Here is a 23,361-nt window from a genome sequence, read left to right as displayed (position 1 = left end):
GGCACCGATTTCACGGGTGCGACCGGTGTCACCTTCGACGGTGTCGAGGGCACGGAGTTCGAGGTCGTGTCTGACACGGAGATCGTCGTGACGTCGCCGGCGAATCCGGTGGGTGTCGTGGATGTGGTCGTGCTGTCGCCTGCAGGGTCGTCTGCTCCGGTCGATTTCACGTATTTCGCGGTGACGACGGTCGATGAGGTGGAGCCGGGTTCGGGTCCGGAGGCTGGGGGCGTCGAGGTCACCATTGTCGGGTCGTGTTTCACGGGTGCGACGGATGTTCTGTTCGGTGGGGTGTCGGCGACGAGTTTCGAGGTCCTGTCTGACACGGAGATCACGGCGGTCGTTCCGGCGGGCACGGGTGTCGTCGATGTCACGGTCGTGGGTCTCGGTGAGTGTGGTGAGGGGACGATCGAGGACGGGTTCGAGTTCGAGCCTGCGGCGTCGGCTGTGTCGTTGGATCCGGAGAGTGGTCCCGAGGCTGGGGGCACGATCGTGACGATCACGGGCACCGATTTCACGGGTGCGACGGGGGTGACGTTCGACGGTGTTGCGGGCACGGAGTTCGAGGTCGTGTCTGACACGGAGATCGTCGTGACGAGCCCCGCAGGCACGGCGGGCACCGTTGATGTGGTGGTGGTGAGTCCGAATGGGGATTCGGATCCCCTCGACTTCACCTACATCGTGGTTCCCGCGGTCGCCGAGATCGATCCCGACCGCGGTCCCGAGGTCGGGGGCACCGAGGTGACGATCACGGGCACCGACTTCACGGGTGCAACCGGGGTGACGTTCGACGGTGTCGAGGGAACGGACTTCGAGGTCGTCTCCGACACCGAGATCACCGTCACGACTCCCGCGAACCCGGCGGGCACGGTCGACGTCGTGGTGCTGCACCCCGACGGAAACTCTGCTCCGGTCGACTTCACCTACTTCGCGATCCCGGTCGCCGTCGAGATCGATCCCGACCGCGGACCGGAGGTCGGTGGCACCGAGGTGACGATCGTCGGCACCGGGTTCACGGGGGCGACCGGTGTGACCTTCGGCGGTGTCGAGGGCACGGACTTCGAGGTCGTGTCTGACACGGAGATCACCGTGACGAGCCCCGCAGGCACGGCCGGCACCGCGGATGTCGTCGTCCTCTCTCCCGACGTCGACTCGGCTCCGGTGGACTTCACCTACTTCGCCGTGCCCGTGATCGCCGACCTCGATCCCGATCGTGGACCCGAGGCCGGAGGCACCGGGGTGACCATCACGGGCACGGGCTTCACCGATGCCACGGGTGTGACCTTCGACGGTGTCGAGGGCACGGACTTCGAGGTCGTCTCCGACACGGAGATCACCGTGACGAGCCCCGCCGGCACGGCGGGAACCGTGGATGTCGTCGTCCTCTCTCCCGATGTCGATTCGGCTCCGGTCGACTTCACCTACTTCGCGCTCCCGGTGATCGTGCTCATCGACCCGGACACCGGCCCCGAGGCGGGTGGCACTGAGGTCACGATCATCGGAACGAACTTCACCGGCGCGACCGGCGTGACCTTCGGCGGTGTCGAGGGCACGGACTTCGAGGTCGTCTCCGACACCGAGATCACCGTGACGTCGCCGGCGGGCACGGGTGTCGTGGATGTCGTCGTCATCTCTCCTGATGTCGACTCGGCGCCTCTCGACTTCACGTACTTCGCTGTTCCCGTGATCGCGGAGCTCGACCCCGACCGCGGGCCGGAAGCCGGTGACACGGTCGTGACGATCACGGGCACGGGCTTCACCGGCGCGACCGGTGTGACGTTCGACGGTGTCGAGGGCACGGACTTCGAGGTCGTCTCCGACACCGAGATCGTCGTGACGTCGCCGGCGGGCACGGGTGTCGTGGAAGTCGTCGTCGTCACACCCGACGTGTCGTCCGAACCTGTCGACTTCACCTACTTCGCCGTGCCGGTCATCTCCGAACTCGACCCCGATCGTGGCCCGGAAGCCGGTGACACGATCGTCACCATCACGGGCACGGGCTTGAGCGCCGCGACCGGCGTGACCTTCGGCGGTGTCGAGGGCACGGACTTCGAGGTCGTCTCCGACACCGAGATCACCGTGACGTCGCCGCCCGGCACGGGTGTCGCGGATGTCGTCGTCATCACTCCCGACGTCGACTCGGCGCCTCTCGACTTCACCTATTTCGCGGTTCCCGTGATCGCGGAGCTCGACCCGGATCGTGGCCCGGAAGCCGGTGACACGGTCGTGACGATCACGGGCACGGGGTTCACCGATGCGACGAGTGTCACCTTCGACGGTGTCGAGGGAACGGACTTCGAGGTCGTCTCCGACACCGAGATCACCGTGACGTCGCCGGCGGGCACGGGTGTCGCGGAGGTCGTCGTGATCACTCCGGACGTCGATTCGGCGCCTCTCGACTTCACCTACTTCGCGGTCCCGGTTGCCGTCGAGATCGATCCTGACAGTGGCCCGGAGGCGGGCGGCACCGAGGTGACGATCACCGGCACTGGATTCACGGGTGCTACGGGTGTGACGTTCGACGGTGTCGAGGGCACGGACTTCGAGGTCGTCTCCGACACCGAGATCACGGTCACGAGCCCCGCCGGCACTGCCGGAATCGCGGATGTCGTCGTCAGCACTCCGGATGCCGACTCGGCGCCGATCGACTTCACCTACGTCGTGGTTCCGGTCGTCGCGGACATCGATCCCGATCGGGGCCCTGAGGTCGGCGGCACCGAGGTGACGATCACGGGCACCGACTTCACGGGTGCGACGGGTGTCACGTTCGATGGTGTCGAGGGCACGGACTTCGAGGTCGTCTCCGACACCGAGATCCTCGTTACCACTCCCGCGAACCCCGTCGGACCGGTCGATGTCGTGGTGTTGCACCCCGATGGCGATTCTGTTCCGGTCGACTTCACCTACTTCGCGGTTCCGGTGATCGTCGAGATCGATCCTGACAGTGGCCCGGAGGCGGGTGGCACCGGGGTGACGATCGTCGGCACTGGATTCACGGGTGCGACGGGTGTGACGTTCGATGGTGTCGAGGGCACGGACTTCGAGGTCGTCTCCGACACGGAGATCGTCGTGACGAGCCCCGCGGGCACGGCGGGAACCGTCGACGTGGTCGTGGTCACGCCGGATGCCGACTCGGCGCCGATCGACTTCACCTACGTCGTGGTCCCGGCCGTCGCGGACATCGATCCCGATCGGGGCCCTGAGGTCGGCGGCACCGAGGTGACGATCACCGGCACCGATTTCACGGGTGCGACCGGTGTCACCTTCGACGGTGTCGAGGGCACGGAGTTCGAGGTCGTGTCTGACACGGAGATCGTCGTGACGTCGCCGGCGAATCCGGTGGGTGTCGTGGATGTGGTCGTGCTGTCGCCTGCAGGGTCGTCTGCTCCGGTCGATTTCACGTATTTCGCGGTGACGACGGTCGATGAGGTGGAGCCGGGTTCGGGTCCGGAGGCTGGGGGCGTCGAGGTCACCATTGTCGGGTCGTGTTTCACGGGTGCGACGGATGTTCTGTTCGGTGGGGTGTCGGCGACGAGTTTCGAGGTCCTGTCTGACACGGAGATCACGGCGGTCGTTCCGGCGGGCACGGGTGTCGTCGATGTCACGGTCGTGGGTCTCGGTGAGTGTGGTGAGGGGACGATCGAGGACGGGTTCGAGTTCGAGCCTGCGGCGTCGGCTGTGTCGTTGGATCCGGAGAGTGGTCCCGAGGCTGGGGGCACGATCGTGACGATCACGGGCACCGATTTCACGGGTGCGACGGGGGTGACGTTCGACGGTGTTGCGGGCACGGAGTTCGAGGTCGTGTCTGACACGGAGATCGTCGTGACGAGCCCCGCAGGCACGGCGGGCACCGTTGATGTGGTGGTGGTGAGTCCGAATGGGGATTCGGATCCCCTCGACTTCACCTACATCGAAACGCCCGCGCCACTCGCCCTCTCCCTCACTCCTGACCGCGGTCCCGCATCAGGTGGCACGACCGTGACCATCACGGGAAGCGGCTTCACGGGCACGACCGACGTGACCATCGGTGGCGTGCCGGTGCTCCGGTTCACCGTGCTCTCCGACACCGTCATCACGGCGGTGACCGCACCGAACGATCCCGACCTCCACGACGTCGTCGTCGAGACGGCCGTCGGACCGTCGAACCCGCTCGACTTCGAGCATTTCGACGACGGCACGGTCGACGACGTTCCGTCGGTGACGCCCGACGCCGGTCCGGAGACCGGAGGGACCACGGTCATCATCACGGGAACGTGTTTCACGGGTGCGACGGACGTGCTCTTCGGTGACACGTCGGCTGCATCGTTCACGGTGCTCTCCGACACCCGGATCGAAGCGGTGACGCCCGCCGGGTCGGGAACGGTCGACGTGAGTGTGATCGGGGCCCCCGGATGCGACACGGTCGTGGTCGCCGACGGCTTCACGTTCGGAGCCGCGCCGACCCCGGATGGCCCGACCCCAGGCGGGCAGACGCCCGGTGATTCGGCACCGGCGGGCGGCTCGGGATCCACGCCGCCGGTCCTCGCGACAACAGGGTCGGATGGCGGGGCACTCGGAACCCTCGCCCTCGCGTTGCTCCTGCTCGGGTTCGCGCTCGCGACGGTTCGCCGCAGAGGCCTCCGGGAGGCCGCCCGCGGCTGATCGCGCCCCATCCCCACGCCGCATCGTCGGCACAGACCGGAAGCCCGTGCGAACCCCACTCGCACGGGCTTCCCCTGTGTGCGCTCGCCCTGTCGTGTCGCACGCCGCGAGTACGCTGTAGACCGTGGTCACAGCTCTCTATCGCCGGTATCGGCCCGAAACCTTCGCCGAGTTGATCGGGCAATCTCAAGTGACCGACCCGCTGCGCACCGCGCTGCGTTCGGATCGCGTCAACCACGCCTACCTCTTCAGCGGGCCTCGAGGGTGCGGCAAGACCACATCCGCCCGAATCCTCGCGCGCTGCCTCAATTGCGTCGAGGGCCCCACCGACACCCCGTGCGGCGTGTGCCCCAGTTGCGTCGAGTTGAGCCGCGACGGTGCGGGCTCCCTCGACGTCGTCGAGATCGACGCCGCGAGCCACAACGGCGTCGACGACGCACGTGATCTGCGAGAGCGCGCCGTCTTCGCGCCCGCGCGGGACCGCTACAAGATCTTCATCCTCGACGAAGCGCACATGGTCACCCCCCAGGGCTTCAACGCCCTGCTCAAGATCGTCGAAGAACCACCGGAGCACATCAAGTTCATCTTCGCGACGACCGAGCCAGACAAGGTCATCGGCACCATCCGTTCGCGCACCCACCACTACCCCTTCCGGCTCGTGCCACCGGCGCAGATGCTCGAGTACCTCCAGCAGCTGTGCGAGAGCGAGAAGGTCGAGGTCGAGGCGGGCGTGCTCCCCCTCGTCGTGCGTGCGGGTGGCGGAAGCGTGCGAGACACACTCTCGCTGCTCGATCAGCTCATCGCGGGATCCGACACCACGACCGTGCAATACGAGCGAGCGGTCGCCCTTCTCGGCTACACGCACGGAGCCCTCTTGAGCGAGGTCGTCGACGCTCTCGGGTCCCGGGACGCCGCCGCGGCGTTCGCCGCCGTCGACCGCGTGATCCAGACCGGCCAAGACCCCCGCCGCTTCGTCGAGGACCTCCTCGAACGACTGCGCGACCTCGTGATCGTCGGCGCCGTGTCGTTCGGCGGGTCACTCGACGCGGCCGCCTCCGTGCTGCGGGGGGTCGAACCCGAAGAACTCGATCGGATGTCGCAGCAGGCCGCGATGTTCGGCACCGCTGGGCTGAGTCGGGCGGCCGACGTCGTCAACGCGGCCCTCACCGAGATGACGGGCGCGACGTCGCCGCGACTGCATCTCGAACTGATGATCGCGCGGGTTCTCGTGCCCGCGAGCGACGAGACCGAGCGCGGCGCCCTCGCGAGAGTGGAGCGCCTCGAGCGCCGCATCGGGATCGAGAGCCCCGAAGGTGCAGCGCCGCCCGCATCCGTTCGGGCAGCCGTGCCGGCCCCTGCCAGCGAACAGCGGGCCAGCGAACAGCTCGCCAGCCGACAGCCCGCCCCGCAACAGCCTCCCGCCGAGCCTCCCGTCGAGGTCGAGGTCGAGGTCGAGGCCGCCGCCGCACCCGCTGTCCCGCCCGCCGGGGAGCCTGACCGGCCCGTCGAGCCCGTGCAACCGACATCCGTCGCCGACGTTCACGAGGATGCCCCCGACGCGCCGGCCCCCGTGGCCCCGGCAGCCCCCGTGACCCTGCAGCACGTCAAAGACGCGTGGCCCGAGATCCTCGAGGCCGTGCAGAAGGCCAAGCGGGCCGCGTGGATGGTCGTCTACACGGCACACGTGCTCGATCTGCGCGACGACGTGCTCTACCTCTCGTTCGTGAGCGAGAACGACGTCACGAGCTTCAAGCAGCAGACCGCGGGTCACGGCGTGAGCGAATACCTCCGCAACGCGATCGTCGAGGTGCTCGGCCTCAGGGTCAAGTTCGTCGCGAGAGTGGATGCCTCGGCCAAGCGGGATTCTGCCCCCGCGCTCTCGCAGCCCGACGTCGCGCCGGTGAACGACGATGCGGCGGGCGTGGCGTCTGCGCCGCCAGTGCAGACGCCGGCGGCCCAGACGCCTGCAGCCCCGACACGGCGAGCCCAGACGCCGCCATTGCACACCGCGACGGCGGCGCCGGCCACGACGTGGGCGACCGTCGCCGTGCCCGGTTCCGACCCCGGTTCCGCTTCCGACTCCGACACGAGGGAGGCAGCACCCGCGGCCAACCGGGCGCCGGAGCCGTTGCGCTCGGCCGGGGCAGCCTCCGCAGCGACTCGCGAGCCGATCGTCGTTCCGGAGCCCGTCGACGAGGCCGACCGTGAGCCCGAGCCGGAGTTCGAGCCCGACGATTCCCCCATCGTCGGTGCCACTCCTCCCGCGGGAGCGGGAGCAGGAGCAGCCGCACCTGCCGCCCCGCCCGCCCGAGAGGAACCCGCCCCTCGAGCTGCCCCGCGTGCGCCCGCGCGCCCCGAGCTCGACAAGCGACGCTACGGAGAGTCCGTCGTGCGCGAGATCCTGGGCGCGAGCTTCATCGAAGAGCTCAGCGTCGCCCCGCGCGTCACACCGAGGGGTGACTGACCGTGTACGAGGGAATCGTCCAAGAGCTCATCGACGAACTGGGCCGCCTCCCGGGTGTCGGTCCGAAGTCGGCTCAGCGCATCGCGTTCCACATCCTGCAGACCGAGACCTTCGACGTGACGCGGCTCGCGCAAGTGCTCATGGACGTCAAAGAGAAGGTGCGGTTCTGCGCCGTGTGCGGCAACGTCTCCGAGCAGGAGACGTGCGGAATCTGTCGTGACCCTCGCCGCTCGCTCGCGACCATCTGCGTCGTCGAAGAGGCGAAAGACGTCGTGGCGATCGAGCGCACGCGAGAGTTCCGCGGGCTGTACCACGTGCTCGGGGGCGCCATCTCGCCCATCGACGGCATCGGACCCGACGACTTGCGCATCCGTCAGCTCATGCAGCGTCTCGCCGACGGCACCGTGACCGAGGTCATCATCGCGACCGACCCCAACCTCGAGGGCGAAGCGACCGCGACCTACCTCTCGCGGCTTCTCATGCACATGGAGCTCACCGTCTCGCGACTGGCCTCCGGTCTGCCCGTGGGCGGCGACCTCGAATACGCCGACGAGGTCACCCTCGGTCGGGCTTTCGAGGGTCGACGCACAGTCGAACACTGACGACCGAACACTAGAATCGGTTGTCGGCCGCGAAGGCCCCACCCACCCACGAGGAGTCCGCGTGAGTTTGATCGTGCAGAAGTACGGCGGTTCGTCCGTCGCCGACGCCGAGGGCGTCAAGCGAGTGGCGAAGCGGATCGTCGAGACGCGCAAAGCCGGGCACGACGTCGTCGTCGTGGTCTCGGCGATGGGCGACACGACCGACGAGCTCGTCGACCTCGCCGAGAGCGTGACCCCGATGCCGTCCGGCCGAGAACTCGACATGCTCCTCACCGCGGGGGAGCGCATCTCGATGGCGCTCCTCGCCATGGCGATCAAGGGCCTCGGCCTCGAGGCTCGGAGCTACACGGGCAGTCAGGCCGGAATGATCACGGATGCCCGCCACGGTCGCGCGCGCATCGTCGACGTGAGCCCGGGGCGCGTTCGCGAAGCACTCGACGTCGGCGCGGTCGCGATCGTCGCCGGCTTCCAGGGGTTCAATCGGGGCACGGGAGACATCACGACGCTCGGCCGCGGCGGGTCCGACACGACGGCCGTCGCCCTCGCCGCCGCGCTCGACGCCGACGTGTGCGAGATCTACACGGACGTCGACGGAATCTTCACGGCCGACCCGCGCGTCGTGCCGACAGCCCGCAAGATCGATCGCATCACGAGCGAGGAGATGCTCGAGCTCGCCGCAGCGGGAGCCAAGGTGCTCTATATCCGCGCCGTGGAATATGCGCGCCGGCACGGAGTCACGCTGCACGTACGGTCGTCGTTCAACAACACCGAAGGCACTCTCGTGCTGAACCCCGAGGATGGAGCACCGATGGAAGAGCCGATCATCGCCGGCATCGCCGCCGACCTGAGCGAGGCCAAGATCACGGTCGTCGGGGTTCCCGACATCCCGGGGAAGGCCGCGCAGATCTTCACGATCGTCGCGTCGACCGACTCCAACATCGACATGATCGTGCAGAACGTCTCGGTCGCGGCGACCGGCAAAACCGACATCTCGTTCACGCTCCCGAAATCCGAGGGTGGTGCGGTCATCCGCGCTCTCGAGGCAGCGCACGACGCCGTGGGCTTCGACTCGCTCCAATACGACGACCAGATCGGCAAGCTCGCGCTCGTAGGGGCCGGGATGCGCACGAACGCGGGTGTCTCCGCCAAGCTCTTCACGGCGCTGTTCGACGCGGGAATCAACATCGAGATGATCTCGACGAGCGAGATCCGCATCTCCGTCGTCACGCGCGCCGACACGATCAACGAGGCCGTGCGCGTCGTGCACCGCGCGTTCGACCTCGACGGCGACGTCGAAGCGGTCGTCTACGCCGGGACCGGCCGATGACCGCCCTCGAGTCGACCACGGGCATCCGTCTCGGTGTCGTGGGCGCGACCGGACAGGTCGGTGCGGTCGTGCGCACGCTCGTTCTCGAGCGCGGTCTCGACATCGCCGAGATCCGGTTCTTCGCCTCGGCCAGGTCGGCCGGCACATCGCTCGATTTCGGCGGGGTCGACGTCATCGTCGAAGACGCCGCGACGGCGGACCCCGCGGGGCTCGACATCGCGATCTTCTCTGCGGGGGCGACGACCTCGAAGGCCCAGGCGCCGCGCTTCGCTGCCGCGGGGGTGACCGTCATCGACAACTCGTCGGGGTTCCGCATGGACCCCGAGGTTCCCCTCGTCGTGAGCGAGGTCAACCCCGAGGCCGTCGACGACGCCGTCAAGGGCATCATCGCGAACCCCAATTGCACGACCATGGCGGCGATGCCCGTGCTCAAGGTGCTTCACGAGGAGGCGGGGCTCGAGCGTCTCATCGTGAGCACCTACCAGGCGGTCTCCGGCGCAGGGCTCAAGGGGGGCGAAGAACTCCTCGAGCAGTCGCGAGCCGCGCTCGCGGGCGACACCCTCGGGCTCGTGCACGACGGGCGCGCCGTCGAGTTCCCGGAGCCGGTGACCTTCCCTCGCACGATCGCGTTCGACGTCGTCCCGCTCGCGGGGTCGATCGTCGACGACGGACTCTTCGAGACCGACGAGGAGAAGAAGCTCCGCAACGAGAGCCGCAAGATCCTGGGTCTGCCCGCCCTGCTCGTGAGCGGCACGTGCGTGCGCGTGCCCGTCTTCACGGGCCACTCGCTCTCGATCAACGCCGAGTTCGCGGCGCCGATCTCGGTCGAGCGAGCGCACGAGCTGCTCGAGGGTGCGCCCGGGGTGACCCTCGCCGACGTGCCGACGCCGCTCGACGCGGCCGGTCGCGACGACAGCTACGTCGGTCGCATCCGCTCCGACGAGGGGGTTCCCGACGGTCGCGGGCTCGCGCTCTTCATCAGCAACGACAACCTGCGCAAGGGTGCTGCGCTCAACGCCGTGCAGATCGCCGAACTCATCGCCGACAAACGGAACTGACGGCCACGCCGAACCACCACCATGCCCTCTCGCCGCACGCTTCTCGCCCTCGGGGTGACGCTCGGTCTCGTCGCACTCATCGGAGCCGTCGTGGTCCCTCTCCTGCTGCCCGGTGACGACTCGGGAGACGCGGATGCCGTCGTCGACCCGAACGCGCCCGTCGTCGCGTTCTACGGCGACTCCTACACTCTCGGCACGGGGGCGAGCGATCCCGCGGAGCGGTGGTCGACCCGCATCGCCGAGGACCGCGGGTGGACCGAGTTCAATCCGAGCGTCAACGGGCTCGGCTTCGTCAACAATCGGCAGTCATTCGACGGCGACGACCTCCCCGCGCTCATCATCGCGGAGGATCCCGACATCGTGTTCGTCACGATGGGGCTCAACGACAACTTCTCGTACGACCGCGCCGCAGCCGACATCGAGACGCAGATCACGCGCGACTTCGATCGCCTGACCGAGGGTCTGCCCGACGCGCGCTTCATCGTCGTGGAGCCGTTCTGGTACACCGAGGAGCGCCCCGACTCTGTCGAGACGATCATCGGGTGGGTGCGCGACGCCGCAGCGGCGATCGATGCCGACTACATCCCCGGGGCATCGACGTGGATCCGGGGTCAAGACGAGTTCATGGCGCCCGACGGTCTGCACCCGAACGACGCGGGGTACGCCCACATGGCCGAGCTCATGGATGCGGCGCTCGTCGATCTCGGACTGTGATGCGCGAGACCGCGACGACGGGGCGGGGGAGCCGTGCGAGAGACGATGCGGAGGCTTTTCACGGCCGACGGACACAGTCTCGGAACGTAAACTGGGGTCATGAGCACAGCTGAGCCGGTCGACGTCGCCCTGATCGGCGGAGGAGTCATGAGCGCCACTCTCGGCGCCCTCATCACGAAGCTTCAACCGGACTGGTCGATCGCGGTCTACGAGCGATTGAGCGACGTGGCCCTCGAATCGTCGAACCCGTGGAACAACGCGGGCACGGGGCACTCGGCGCTGTGCGAGCTCAACTACACGCCCCAGCGCCCGGACGGGTCGATCGACATCTCGAGCGCCGTGAAGGTCAACGAGCAGTTCCAGATCTCACGACAGTTCTGGTCGAGCCTCGTCAACGACGGCGTGCTGCCCGACCCCACGGCGTTCATCAACCCCGTTCCGCACATGAGCTTCGTCTGGGGCGAATCGAATGTCGCCTACTTGCGCGCGAGGTTCGACGCTCTTGCGGACCACCCCCTCTTCTCCGGCATGGAGTACAGCGAAGACGCCGAGGTCATCCGATCCTGGGTCCCGTCGATGATCCCCGGCCGGGCGAAGAACCAACCGATCGCGGCGACGCGCATCGACGTGGGCACGGACGTCGACTTCGGAGCCCTCACCCGGGGACTGTTCTCCTACGTGACGGGCAACGGCGGGTCGCTCAAGACGGAGACCTCGGTCACGTCGCTCAAGCAGGAGCGCAGCGGTCTGTGGCGGCTCGGGCTCCGCGACGAGGTCGGCACCACGAGGTCGACCGTGCACGCGCGCTTCGTCTTCGTCGGCGCGGGCGGTGGGGCGCTCTCACTTCTGCAGAAGTCCGGCATACCGGAGATCCGCGGGTTCGGCGGTTTCCCGGTCAGTGGGCAGTTCCTCCGCACCGACAAGCCCGAGGTGGTCGCGCAGCACAGTGCGAAGGTCTATGGCAAAGCGGCCGTCGGTTCCCCGCCCATGTCGGTTCCCCACCTCGACACGCGCGTCGTCGATGGCGAGGCGAGCCTCATGTTCGGGCCGTACGCGGGGTTCAGCCCCAAGTTCCTCAAAACCGGGTCGCTCCTCGACCTCTTCCTGTCGATCCGGCCCCACAACATCATCCCGATGCTCACTGTCGCGAAAGACAACCTCGACCTCACCTGGTATCTCGTGAAGCAGGTCGCGGCGTCGAAGAAAGCCAAGTTCGACGCCCTCCGCGAGTTCGTTCCCAGGGCGGACCCGGCCGACTGGTACCAGATCACGGCGGGCCAGCGGGTGCAGGTCATCAAGAAGGACGCCGAGAAGGGTGCGGTGCTCCAGTTCGGCACCGAGGTCGTCGCCGCGTCTGACGGAACCATCGCGGGACTGCTCGGGGCCTCGCCCGGTGCCTCGACGGCCGTGCCGATCATGCTCACCGTGCTCGAGCGGTGTTTTCCCGACCACATCGCCGAGTGGACTCCCGCCATCACGGCGATGATCCCGAGCTACGGCACCCTCCTGTCCGACGACGCCACGCGCGCGAAGACGACCCTGCGATCGACGGAGTCGGCGCTCTCCATCGCCTGACGCACCTGTAGGAGGTCCGACGTGTGACGTCGGGCGGCCAAATGGGGGACGTGCCGAGGCTTCTCGTTCGGCCCCATCGCCCGCCCGACGTGTGATCTCGCCGTGAGCATGCCCAGAACGGGGTACATCGTTCGTCGGCTGAGTGGGTTAGCGTGGGGCGAACGGGTCGTCAGCGCCCGAATCGTCGACGAGTCGGACAGGAGCGCACGTGAGCGACGAAGTGCGCACCATCGACGGGCCGCTCCTCGGTCGGGCATTCGCCGCCGGATCTCGAGCGACAGCGTCGATGGCCCTCGTCGCGTCTCTCGTCGTCGCCCTCGTGTTCGCCGCCTCCGACAGCGGCCTCCCGATCCTGCTCAAGTCGAGTCTTCTCGTCGCGACGCTCGCGTGTCTCGGTCTTCTCGTGTGGACGCGGTCCTGGATGTCGGGGGTCGCCTACCTCGTCGTGGGATCGTTCGCCGTCTGGGCCTACGTCGGCACCTTCGCCCCGTATGTCAGCGAGAACGAGTTCTTCGACGTCATCGCGGTGACGCTGCCCCACGTCGCCCTCGTTCTCGTCGGATCACCCCGACGACGGCTCGGCGACGCGGCGATCTGGAACACCGCGGGCTATCTCGCGGGAACGGCCGCGGGGGTCATCGCCCTCCTCGGCACCGGCGAGGTGTACCCGTTCTGGTCGCTCGTCACCTACGCCTACGCCCTGTCGCTCGTGCTCCTCACGCTCGCGTGGATCGGCAACCGGCGCGACGCGTTCTCGATCGCCCCCATTCGTCAGGCCGCCCACGACGAGGTCGCCGCGACCGCGCGGGCGCGCGTCGAGGCGAAAGCCGCGGCCCTCCTGCACGACACCGTCCTGAGCCACCTCGCGGCGATCGCGCACGCGCCCGACGGACCCCTCGACCCCGATCTCGCGCGGCAGATCGAGTACGACCGCGCGACCATCCTCGGAGAAGGGTGGCTCTCGGAGTCATCGACCAGCTCCACTCTCGTCGCGGAATGGGAAGACAGCGTCCTCTACCGCGCCGTCACCGAGGTCGAGAGATCGGGGCTCACGGTCGAGCTCAGCGGAGATCCCCTCGCGGCTCTGCGGTTGCCTTCGGGCCGGCTCGCCGAACTCTCGCTCGCCGTCAAGCAGTGCCTCGTGAACGTGCGTGTGCACTCGGGTCAGGATCGCGCCGAGGTCGCGGTGCACGCCGCCGACGACAGCGTCATCGTCATGGTCATCGACACCGGTCGCGGGTTCGACGAGGCCGCGGTCGGATCGGACCGCTTCGGCATCAGCGGATCTGTTCGCGGCCGCATCGACCGTCTCGGAGGGTCGACGCAGATCTGGAGCACACCGGGGGAGGGGACATCCATCATCCTCGACGTGCCCCTCGAGGCGACTGCGCCCCTCGAGGCGACCCGGCCGATGAGCGCAACGCCGAGCTTCGAGGAGAGGTCGTGACGGCGGGGCACGGCGCGCGATTCGAGCGAACCCGCCAGCAGGTCGACCCCGCCGTGACGACGGGTTCCCACATTCCGAGTGTCATCCTCGCGATCGGATCCGTCGTGTGGGCCGGAGGCGTCACGATCGTGAGCCGCACTCGCGACGACGGCGTCGGGGTGGCCGGCCTCGAATACGAATTGCTCGCCCTCAGCGTGCTCGCTCTCGCAGCGCTCGTGGTCGCCGTCGGGTCGAACCCCCTCCGGGCACCCTTCACGCGGCTCTCGCACGTGACCGTGCACGCGCTCGTGATCGCGGCGGCGGTCATCCTCGCGTGGGGCCTCCGCGGTGTCGACCCGTGGGTTCGCGACGATTGGCCCGCGCTGAGCCTCGCGCTCCTCATCGTCGCGATCGGCGCGTACCGCCCCGTGGGCGAGATCCTCGTCTTCTCGTTGACCTCGGCGACCGCGATCGGTGCCATCACGTGGATCAAGAGCGACGCCGCCGCAACGGATGCCCCGGCCGTCGCCTTCGTCGTCATCGTCGTGGCACCGCTCGTGTGCGTCGCCCTCGGTGTCGCGGCCTCGACGGCGATCATCATCGCGTCGCTCGAGCGACAGAACCTCGAGGAGAAGACGGTCGCGGCGGCGGAACTCGGCGACGTCACCGCGGCGGTCATCAAATCGGTGCAGCGTGATCGCGTGAGCGTGCTCGGTCGAGACGTCTCCCCCTTTTTCGACGAGGTGATCAAGCGCGGTCAGATCACGGCCTCGGATCGTGAGCGCGCGCGAGCGATATCCGACGACATCCGCGGCATCATGGTTTCGGAGGCCGGACGCAGCTGGCTCGACCTCGCGCTCGGCAGCGTCGTGCGATCGGGGGAGTGGCCCCACGTCGTCGACGACCGGCACGGGCTCGCCGACTCGTTCAGTGAAACCCAGCGCCGCGCCATCCGGGCACTCTTCATCGAGCTCGACGGCGACCAGAGCCTCGATCGGATCGCCGTGCGGCTCACCAAGAGACTCGATCGCCCGTTCTGCGTGATCTCCGTCGCCCTCGGGGCGACGGCCCACGACATCCACTCCCGTTACGACGCCGTCTTCGCCGTTCTCCGAATCGCCTTTCCGGCGTTGAACGTCGACGTCACGCCAGGCACGATCATTGCGAGGTTCCGAATTGACCAAGGCTGATCCTTCCGCGGAGGCGAGACGCACGCGCCTCGCGATCCTCGACGACCACGAGATGCTGCTCGACAGTATGAGCTCGTGGATCCGCAGCAACGCCCCCGACTTCGACCTCGTGCTGAGCGCGCACACGTGGCTAGAGCTCGTGCACAGCAACAACTTTCCGACCGACCTCGTCTTCATCGACTTCCAGCTCAAAGAGAAGGTCTCGATCGAGGCGCGCGTGCGCACGTGCCGTGCTGCGGGCGCCAAGGTCATCGTCATCACGAGCCTCGACACGACCGAGGCGCGTGACCGGGCGCTCGCAGCGGGCGCATCGGCCTTCCTGCTTAAATCGGCTCCCATGCGTGAGGTCATGGACGGCGCCCGCGCGGTCATGGGGCTCGAGCGCGGCCCCCACCAGGCGACCGACTGGCGGCCTCTCCCGAGCGGTGCGGTCGGACCGGTGCGCCCGCGGTTGAGTGCGGGGGAGGCCGAAGCCCTTAGGCTCTACGTGTCGGGCTCGAGCACGGTCGAAGTCGCTCGCGCGATGAACGTCCAGTACGAGACCGCGAAGACATACATTCGGCGCGTCCGCGAGAAATACGCGAAGGCCGACAGACCGGCGAGCAAGAAGGCGGACCTCACCCGCAGAGCCGCCGAGGACGGATATCTCACCTAGTGGCCAAGCTCTACTTCCGGTACGGCGCGATGAACAGCGGCAAGAGCACGGCGATGCTGCAGGCGGCGTACAACTACGAGGAGCGCGGCCAGCACGTGCTGCTCGCCAAGCCCCGCATCGACACCAAGGGCGACACCGCCATCATCTCGAGGCTCGGTGTCGGGCGCCCCGTGGACTTCGTCATCGCTCCCGACGACAGCGTCGCCGATCTCGTCGCGGCGCAGACGGCGAGGGTGCGCGCCGAGACCGGCGACCGGGTCAGCTGCCTCCTCGTGGACGAGGCGCAGTTCTTGACCGAGTCGCAGGTCGACGACCTCCTACGCATCGCTATCCTCGACGACGTTCCGGTGCTCGCCTACGGCATCCGCACCGATTTTCAGACCGCGGCCTTTCCGGGGAGCAGGCGCCTGCTCGAGGTCGCGCACTCGCTCGAAGAGCTCAAGACCATCTGCCGGTGCGGCCGCAAGGCCGTGTTCAACGCGCGACGCGTCGGTGACCGGTTCGTCTTCGACGGTGATCAGGTGGCGATCGACGGCGTCGATGTGGCCTACGAGTCGCTCTGCGGCGCGTGCTACCTCGACGAGAGCGGCGGCACGTTGACGAGTGGTCGCCGCGGCGTGGCCGAGTTCAGCTATCGCGCCGCACCCGATCCCGACTTCGCGTGACCGAGGCAGCGCTGCCCCAGGGTGAGGGGGGAGTCGTCGCCGGTTCGGCGGGGCGCCAGCCGTGGCGGCGCCGCGCACTCCTCGCGGCGATCATCGTCGTCGTCGTTCTCGCGGTGGCCGTCGCGTGGGTCGCATTCCGCTCCCTCGCGGCTCGAGGCGAGCTCGAGGGCGCCCTCCCGGCGGCCGAGGTCGCGCGCTCCGCGATCCTCGCGGGCGACGTCGACGGGGCGGCCGCAGCCGTGCGCGACGTCGAGACGCGCGTCGTGTCCGCGGAGCGGTTGACCTCGGATCCCGTCTTCGCGCTCGCGACCACGCTGCCGTTCGTCGGGCCCAACCTCGAGGCGTTCCGCACGGTCATCACGAGCCTCGACGAGGTGACCCGCAACGCTCTCGTGCCCCTCGTGGGCGATCCTGAGGCGATCTCCGTGGAGGCGTTGCTGCCCGTCGACGGCCGGATCGACATCGAGGCACTCGAGCGCATCGCGCCCGTGCTCACCGCGGCCGACCGCTCGTTCGAGCGCGCCGTGGGCGCCGTGCGGTCGGTCGACACCTCGCGTGTGGTCTCGCCGGTCGGTGACGCCGTCGACGAACTCGAGTCGGTGCTCGCCGAGGCCTCGACCCTCGTCTCCTCGGCGTCGCGGGCAGCCGATCTCCTCCCGGCCGCGCTCGGGGCGGACGGCGACCGCAACTACGTGCTCGTGTTCCAGAACAACGCCGAGGTGCGGGCGACCGGGGGGCTACCGGGTTCGCTCGCGCTCGTCTCGACGTCGGACGGCCGCTTCGAGCTCACGGGGCAAGCATCCGCCGAGTCCTTTCCGACCTACCCCGATCCCGTGATCGACGTCGATGCGGCGACACAGAGTCTCTACGGCGGTCTCACCGCGCGCCTCATGCAGAACACCAACTCCACGCCCGACTTCGCGACGGCGGCCGAGGCGATCGCCGCGATGTGGGAGCGCCAGTACGGCGTCGACGTCGACGGGGTCATCGCCGTCGACCCTGTGCTCCTGAGCTACCTCCTCGAGGCATCCGGCCCCGTGGAGCTCTCGACCGGCGACGTCATCGACTCCGACAACGCCGTGCCGTTCCTGCTCTCGGACGTCTACGCGCGATACCCCGATCCCGACACGCAGGATCTCGTGTTCGCGGATGCCGCGCGCGCCGTCTTCGACACGCTCTCGACCGACTCGCTCGACCCTGCCGCCCTCGCCGATGCGCTCGCGCGCGGGGGTGCGGAACACCGCATCCTGCTCTGGAACGCTCGCGACGACGAGCAGGCACGCCTCGCCGGAACGACTCTCGCGGGGGGCCTGCCGGCGACGAACGACGGCGCGACGGCGATCGGGGTGTACTTCAACGACGCGACGGGGGCGAAGCTCGGCATCTACCTCGACGCCGACGTGAGCCTCGATGTCGACGCGTGCAACGCGGAGAGCCTCGCGACCTACGCGACGACTGTCGATCTCGCGTCGAGCGTGCCGCTCGACGGGGGCACGAGCCTACCGGAGCGCGTCACGGCCGGGGGAGTCTTCGGTGTGGAGCGCGGCACCGTGCGCACGCGCGCGATCGTCTACGGACCGGTCGGCTCGCGCGTGACGACGGTGGAGGTCGACGGGGCGCCGACCGACGCGCAGACCGTCGAGCACCTCGGCCGACCCGCGGTGCAAGTGATCGTCGATCTCCCCCCGACCACGTCGGCCTCGGTGAGCGTAGAGTTCGCACTCGAGCTCTCTCGACAGACTCCTCCCGAGGTGGCCGATGCGGCGACCGACGGCGCAACAGACCCCGTCATCACGGTGACTCCCCTCATTCGCGAGGTGCCGACGAGAATTTCCTCACGCGATTGCGGAACTTCGGGGTAGTATGGCGAATCTCGGGCCCGAGTGTCACCCAACACTCGCGCACACCCAACCGAGAACCCGAACGCGTCCCTAGCGCGCATAACCAAACACGAGGATCACCCGAAGATGCTTCGACCCACTATTGCCGCGCTCAGCGTGGCCTTCATCGCCGCGCTCGCGGCGCCCACAGCAGCCATGGCCGCCCCCGCCACACAGCCCGAGAGCCACTGCGGCGTCGGCGTCGGCGGAGTCGTCGTCGAGCAGCCGATCGACGAGGAGTACGCTAACGGGCGCCTCGTGGCGGCAGACTCCTACTCGGTCGCCCCCGGCGAGACCTTCGCGGTCACGTGGAGCGACGGATACTTCACTCCTGACGCCGACGTGACCGTCGCCGTCGCGGGGGTGTCGGCCGAATCGGCTGACATCGTTGCGGCAACCGGTTCCGCCGCGGGAACCCTCTCGACGGCGGCAGCCGCCAACGGTTCGATGACCGTCGAGGTCACCGCCCCGCTCACGTCGTCGGGATCCCTCTCGGTCGACGGCATGTCCGACGGATCGTGCGGTGGCGTGACCGTCGCCGTGACCGACTCGAGCCCCGTCGCCGTCGCCGCCGACTCTCAGACCGACGAGCTCGCCTTCACGGGCTCGAGCGTCGCGACGATCCTCGGTGTGACCGGTGGCGCGGCTCTCGCGTTCGGTCTCATCCTGCTCGCCGTGCGTTCGCTCTCGCGTCGTCACCAGACCGAGTAGCACGCTGAACCCCGAAGGGCCGCACACGAATCGTGTGCGGCCCTTCGCCGTTTCCACCGCCCGTGCACTGGGCGGGATCTGCCGGTTGTCGGCCGTGCGCCGACCTCGGTCGCGTAGCCGTTAACGAGCGAATCGCCCTCCCGGAGGAGGGCGATTCGTGTCGTGCTGATGTCGGGGTAGCGGGATTTGAACCCACGACCTCTTCGTCCCGAACGAAGCGCGCTACCAAGCTGCGCCACACCCCGATCAACACCGTCGATCGCGACCGACCGTGCTTCTACCCAGAATAGCCCACATCGTCACCCGTGAGGGTCACGACGACGGCTTCGGGACGACACGCGAAACGCACGGGGGCGTAGATCGACGTGCCGAGTCCCGCGGAGACGTTGAGGTAGGCCGCACGCAACGCGTGATGCCACAGGCTCAGGCCCTTGACCTGGTCGCGCGGGATGTCGCAATTGGTCACGAGGGCGCCATACCCCGGCACGCACACCTGCCCACCGTGGGTGTGTCCCGCGAAGATCAGCTCGGCGCCGTTGGTGACGAGCGAATTGAGAGCGCGGCGATAGGGGGCGTGTGTCACGCCGATGGTCACGACATCGGAGCCCGTGAGATCGGACTGCCAGCCGACGTTCTCCCGCAACTCGTCGAGCGCGCCGGGGATCTTGTCGAGGCGGTCGAGCCCGATGTGCGGGTCGTCGACTCCGACGAACTCGAACTTCGAGCCCTTCATCGAGATCGCTCGAGCGGTGTTGTCGAGGGAGAGCCAGCCGAACTCGTCGAACACCGCGTCGAGGCTCGCCGTATCGAGGCGCGACGGGGCTCGGTCGGGCACGCTCGACGGGCCCGCGAAGTATCGCAGCGGGTTCTTGGCCGAGGGTCCGTGATAGTCGTTCGACCCGTGCACGAAGACCCCGGGAACTCCCGAGAACGGCTCCAGGGCTTCGCGCACCCCGGCGATGCCGTCTGCATGACCGAGGTTGTCACCGGTGTTGACGATGAGGTCGGGTTCGAAGACCGCGAGCCCGCGCAACCACTCCTGCTTGGAGCGTTGCCACGGGGCCATGTGGATGTCGGAGAGGTGTAGCACCGTGATGGGCCGCGCTCCCGGCGCGAGCACGGGGACGGTCTCGTGACGAACCGTGAAGGCGTTCCTCTCGACGAGAGCCCCCCACGCGAGTGCCCCCGCGCCGGCCGCGGCGACGGAGGCCGCCGCGACGACCGCGGATCGCGACCGCGAGATCACGAGCAGTCGGGCCGCTCGTCCGAGTCTCCCCGACCGACCGTGATCGTCACGCCGTCTTCGGTCGAGACCGTTTCGCCCGCGGCGGGCGAGCTGCTGCTGATCTCGCACTCGGTGCCGCCCGCGGCGAACTCGACGGTGATGTTGCCGCGATCGAATCCGGCCCGACGCAACAGCGACACGGCTTCACTCGGCGAACGACCATTGAGGCTCGGCATCTCGACCGACTGGGACCCGTCACTCGGATTGACCTCGACGACGGAGCCCCGCGAGACCTGAGCTCCCGCTCCGGGACTCGACGACGCGATCTGGCCCTCGGGGAGGTCGGAGGCGACGGGCTGTCCGAGCGCGAACTCGAGGCCCACACCCTCGAGGAGCGCTTGTGCGGCCTGAGGGCTCTGGCCCGCGACATCCGGCACAGCCTGCGTGAGGCCGCGCTGGAGGTTCGTCGGGGGCTCGGGGAAGCCGGTCTGAGTCGCATACGACGGGTTCGTGTGCAGCGACTGCAGGATGCTGTTCATGATCGGCCAGCGCGCGCTCGCAGCAGTCTGGCCCGCGACGGTGATCGCACGGAGCGACTGCTGCCCCTGGATGTTGCCGACCCAGACCGCGGTCGCGAGGTTGACGCTCGACGAGATCATCCAGGTGTGGAAGGCGTCGGCCGTTCCGGTCTTTCCGATGAGCGGTGTTCCGTCGTAGGGGTTGGCGGCCGAACCGGTCCCGCCGTTCATGACGGCTTGGAGCGCGGTGGCGGCCGCTGCCGCGACCTCCGGCGAGATGGCCCGCGCGCAGTCCTGCTCCTGACCGACGAGCTCGTTGCCGTCGGGGTCGACGACGCGGTCGACGGCGATCGGCTGGCACAGGATGCCGCCGCTCGCGACGGTCGCGTAGGCGTTCGCCATTGTGAGGGGCGCGACCTCGTCGGTTCCGAGAACCATGGGGGCGAACGTCTGCAGCTCGCCGCCGTCGGCCCGGTGGACGCCCATCGATACGGCCGTGTCGCGGATCTCGCACAGGTCGAGTTCTGACGCCATGTCGTAGAAGGCCGCGTTGACCGAGCCCGCCGTCGCTTGCGTCACCGACATCCGACCGGCGTTGCCACCGCCGTCGTTGCGCACGGTGTAGGTCGCGTTGCCCGGCGAGCACGCGGCGGGAAGTTGCGCCGCGGTGTACTCCCGCTGGGTTCCGTCGACGAATTCGTTGAGCCCGCGACCGTTCTTGAGCCAGTCGACGAGCGTGAAGAGCTTGTACGACGAACCGGACTGGAAGCCCGACGATCCGCCGTAGTCACGGTCGGTGTTGAAGTTGACGGCCGTCGATGTGGGGTCTTCCGGCACCTCGGAGTTGTCGAACGGCTTGTTCTGCGCCATGACGACGATGCGGCCTGTGCCGACCTGGATGGTCGATGCGGCCGCGCCGAGAGCGAACCGGGTCTCGTTCGCGGGAGCGTTCGCGGCGAGGACACCTTCGGCGTGCGCGTTCTGATCGAGGTCGATCGTCGTGTAGATGTCGTAGCCGCCCTTGGTCCACGCGGCCTGGCGGTCTTCGGGGGTGGCTCCCAGGGCCTCGAGGTTGGGGACGTTGCGCACGACGTAGTCGCAGAACTGCTTGGCTCCGGTGGCGTAGTTGCACCCGCTCGCCGGGGCCGACAGCTTGATGGAGTTCTCGTTGACGGTCGAACTCGTCGCGCGCTCGTACTCGTCTTGAGTGATCATCCCCTCGTCACGCATCGTGCCGATGATGACGTCGCGCCGCGTCTGGTTGCGCTCCCAGTTGTCGGGGTCGTTGGGGCTGCGCAGGTTGGGCTGCTGGACGATCGCGATGAGGCTCGCGGCCTGCGCGATGTTCAGGTCTGCAGCCGACGTGGAGTAGTACCGCTGAGCGGCGGCCTCGATGCCGTAGGTGTTGCCGCCGAACCCGGCGATGTTGAGGTAGCCGAGCAGGATCTCCTGCTTCGTGTAGCGCTTCTCGAGACCGATGGCGAGCTTCGCTTCGCGCAGCTTGCGGTCGATCGAGTTGTCTTGCGCCTCGAGAACGAGCGCGTCGCGCTCTTCGGGCGTCGGCGCGTTCTGGGCGTCCTGGATGGCGGCGTTCTTGACGTACTGCTGCGAGATGGTCGATGCGCCCTGGAGGTCACCGCCCGTGACGTTGTTGAGCGCCGCACGCGTGATCCCCGCGAGGTCGACGCCGCCGTGCTCGTAGAAACGCACGTCTTCCGCGGCGACCGCGGCATCCTTGACGTTCTGCGAGACGTCGTCCCACGCGACCTCTTCGCGGTCCTGATTGAAGACCTCGGCGAACGGGACCTGCTTGCCGCCCGAGAGCGCCCACAGTGTGTTGCGCTGAGACTGCTGGTTGATCTCCACGTAGTCGGGGAGGTCGTCGAAGATGCCGACGGTGCTCTGCGCCGTCATGCTCGTCACGGCGAGAGCGGGGGTGACCATCGCGGTCACGAGGACGCCTGCGAGAGCGCTCAACCCGACCAGACCGGCGAGGGCCCCGAGCACGCCGACAGGCTTGGTGTTTTGGGCAGACATATCATCAAGAGTAAGCGACGCCCGCCAAATCTGACTGAATGGATGCCGAGATGACCACGTGGGAGTACCTGACCACCCCCCTGATGATCCACAACACCGCAGCGATTCTGAACAACTGGGGCGACCAGGGCTGGGAGCTCGTGCAGGTCGTGACGGGCCCCGAAGGCGGCCTCGTCGCCTACCTCAAGCGCGAGAAGACCGGCGGCGAGTGATGGCCTCGATCGAGTCGCGGCTCTCCGAACTCGGGCTCGAGATCCCCGCGGTCGTCGCCCCCGTCGCCGCCTACGTGCCCGCCGTCGTGAGCGGAAACCTCGTCTTCACCGCGGGGCAGCTCCCCATGGTCGACGGGGCGCTCGCCGCGACGGGCAAGGTCGGGTCGACGGTCGATCCCGACCACGCGAAGTCGCTCGCCGCGACCTGCGCGCTCAACGCCCTCGCGGCCGTCGAATCCGTCATCGGATCGCTCGACCGTGTGACGCGCGTCGTCAAAGTGGTGGGGTTCGTGGCATCCGCCCCCGACTTCACCGGGCAGCCCGGGGTCATCAACGGTGCGTCCGAGCTGCTCGGCGAGATCTTCGGCGACGTCGGCGCACACGCCCGCAGCGCCGTCGGTGTCACCGTGCTTCCGCTCGACGCACCCGTCGAGGTCGAACTCGTCGTCGAGTTCGCCTAG

General features: G+C 68.3%; 17 protein-coding genes and 1 tRNA gene. 15 read left to right on the top strand and 3 right to left on the bottom strand.

The window, feature by feature from the left end; all coding sequences use genetic code 11:
- The 13 genes from ACLHIH_RS08405 to ACLHIH_RS08345 form a co-directional block, all read left to right on the top strand.
- Window positions 1–4,641 (top strand): IPT/TIG domain-containing protein (locus tag ACLHIH_RS08405; protein ID WP_411316266.1); only part of this gene is annotated, 4,641 nt, incomplete at its 5' end.
- Between the two features lie 124 nt (window positions 4,642–4,765).
- Window positions 4,766–7,105, top strand: a complete 2,340-nt coding sequence (locus tag ACLHIH_RS08400) for a DNA polymerase III subunit gamma and tau (RefSeq protein WP_411316265.1) — start codon at window positions 4,766–4,768, stop codon at window positions 7,103–7,105.
- Window positions 7,106–7,107: 2 nt separating this feature from the next.
- A complete protein-coding gene (gene recR, locus ACLHIH_RS08395) occupies window positions 7,108–7,707 on the top strand; it encodes a recombination mediator RecR (protein WP_411316264.1) in 600 nt (199 codons plus the stop codon).
- Between the two features lie 61 nt (window positions 7,708–7,768).
- The gene (locus ACLHIH_RS08390; RefSeq protein WP_411316263.1) at window positions 7,769–9,034 is read left to right on the top strand and encodes an aspartate kinase; all 1,266 of its coding nucleotides are present in this window, start codon (window positions 7,769–7,771) and stop codon (window positions 9,032–9,034) included.
- Window positions 9,031–10,092, top strand: coding sequence for an aspartate-semialdehyde dehydrogenase (locus ACLHIH_RS08385; protein ID WP_411316262.1), 1,062 nt, complete (start codon window positions 9,031–9,033; stop codon window positions 10,090–10,092). The genes ACLHIH_RS08390 and ACLHIH_RS08385 overlap by 4 nt, the downstream gene beginning before the upstream one ends.
- Before the next feature lie 21 nt (window positions 10,093–10,113).
- A complete protein-coding gene (locus ACLHIH_RS08380) occupies window positions 10,114–10,806 on the top strand; it encodes an SGNH/GDSL hydrolase family protein (protein WP_411316261.1) in 693 nt (230 codons plus the stop codon).
- A gap of 99 nt (window positions 10,807–10,905) precedes the next feature.
- Complete coding sequence (locus tag ACLHIH_RS08375) at window positions 10,906–12,381, top strand: malate:quinone oxidoreductase (RefSeq protein ID WP_411316259.1); 1,476 nt, start codon at window positions 10,906–10,908, stop codon at window positions 12,379–12,381.
- Between the two features lie 208 nt (window positions 12,382–12,589).
- Window positions 12,590–13,828 carry a sensor histidine kinase gene (locus ACLHIH_RS08370; RefSeq protein WP_411316258.1) on the top strand — a complete coding sequence of 413 codons (1,239 nt, stop codon included), beginning with the start codon at window positions 12,590–12,592 and terminating at the stop codon, window positions 13,826–13,828.
- Window positions 13,825–14,997, top strand: coding sequence for a hypothetical protein (locus ACLHIH_RS08365; RefSeq protein WP_411316257.1), 1,173 nt, complete (start codon window positions 13,825–13,827; stop codon window positions 14,995–14,997). The genes ACLHIH_RS08370 and ACLHIH_RS08365 overlap by 4 nt, the downstream gene beginning before the upstream one ends.
- Complete coding sequence (locus ACLHIH_RS08360; RefSeq protein WP_411316256.1) at window positions 14,984–15,652, top strand: response regulator; 669 nt, start codon at window positions 14,984–14,986, stop codon at window positions 15,650–15,652. The genes ACLHIH_RS08365 and ACLHIH_RS08360 overlap by 14 nt, the downstream gene beginning before the upstream one ends.
- Window positions 15,652–16,317, top strand: a complete 666-nt coding sequence (locus tag ACLHIH_RS08355) for a thymidine kinase (RefSeq protein ID WP_411316254.1) — start codon at window positions 15,652–15,654, stop codon at window positions 16,315–16,317. The genes ACLHIH_RS08360 and ACLHIH_RS08355 overlap by 1 nt, the downstream gene beginning before the upstream one ends.
- Window positions 16,314–18,179 (top strand): DUF4012 domain-containing protein, encoded by a 1,866-nt coding sequence (locus ACLHIH_RS08350; protein WP_411316253.1) that lies wholly within the window; start codon window positions 16,314–16,316, stop codon window positions 18,177–18,179. The genes ACLHIH_RS08355 and ACLHIH_RS08350 overlap by 4 nt, the downstream gene beginning before the upstream one ends.
- A 105-nt stretch (window positions 18,180–18,284) precedes the next feature.
- A complete protein-coding gene (locus tag ACLHIH_RS08345; protein WP_411316252.1) occupies window positions 18,285–18,908 on the top strand; it encodes a hypothetical protein in 624 nt (207 codons plus the stop codon).
- A gap of 171 nt (window positions 18,909–19,079) precedes the next feature.
- On the opposite strand, the gene ACLHIH_RS08340 is transcribed toward ACLHIH_RS08345, so the two are convergent.
- The 3 genes from ACLHIH_RS08340 to ACLHIH_RS08330 form a co-directional block, all read right to left on the bottom strand.
- A tRNA-Pro gene (locus tag ACLHIH_RS08340) sits at window positions 19,080–19,153 on the bottom strand.
- A 32-nt stretch (window positions 19,154–19,185) separates the two neighbouring features.
- Complete coding sequence (locus ACLHIH_RS08335) at window positions 19,186–20,151, bottom strand: metallophosphoesterase (protein ID WP_411316342.1); 966 nt, start codon at window positions 20,149–20,151, stop codon at window positions 19,186–19,188.
- Window positions 20,151–22,688, bottom strand: a complete 2,538-nt coding sequence (locus ACLHIH_RS08330; RefSeq protein ID WP_411316251.1) for a transglycosylase domain-containing protein — start codon at window positions 22,686–22,688, stop codon at window positions 20,151–20,153. The genes ACLHIH_RS08335 and ACLHIH_RS08330 overlap by 1 nt, the downstream gene beginning before the upstream one ends.
- 38 nt (window positions 22,689–22,726) lie before the next feature.
- On the opposite strand from ACLHIH_RS08330, the gene ACLHIH_RS08325 reads away from it, so the two are divergent.
- The gene (locus ACLHIH_RS08325; RefSeq protein WP_411316343.1) at window positions 22,727–22,900 is read left to right on the top strand and encodes a hypothetical protein; all 174 of its coding nucleotides are present in this window, start codon (window positions 22,727–22,729) and stop codon (window positions 22,898–22,900) included.
- Window positions 22,900–23,361: a RidA family protein gene (locus ACLHIH_RS08320; RefSeq protein WP_411316341.1), complete on the top strand. Its 462-nt coding sequence runs from the start codon at window positions 22,900–22,902 to the stop codon at window positions 23,359–23,361. The genes ACLHIH_RS08325 and ACLHIH_RS08320 overlap by 1 nt, the downstream gene beginning before the upstream one ends.

Origin of the sequence: Marisediminicola sp. LYQ134 (genome assembly GCF_046599635.1) — a bacterium.
Lineage (GTDB): Bacteria > Actinomycetota > Actinomycetes > Actinomycetales > Microbacteriaceae > Marisediminicola.
Note: the sequence above shows the minus strand (reverse complement) of the source record. Positions and strands in the feature narration are given on the sequence as shown.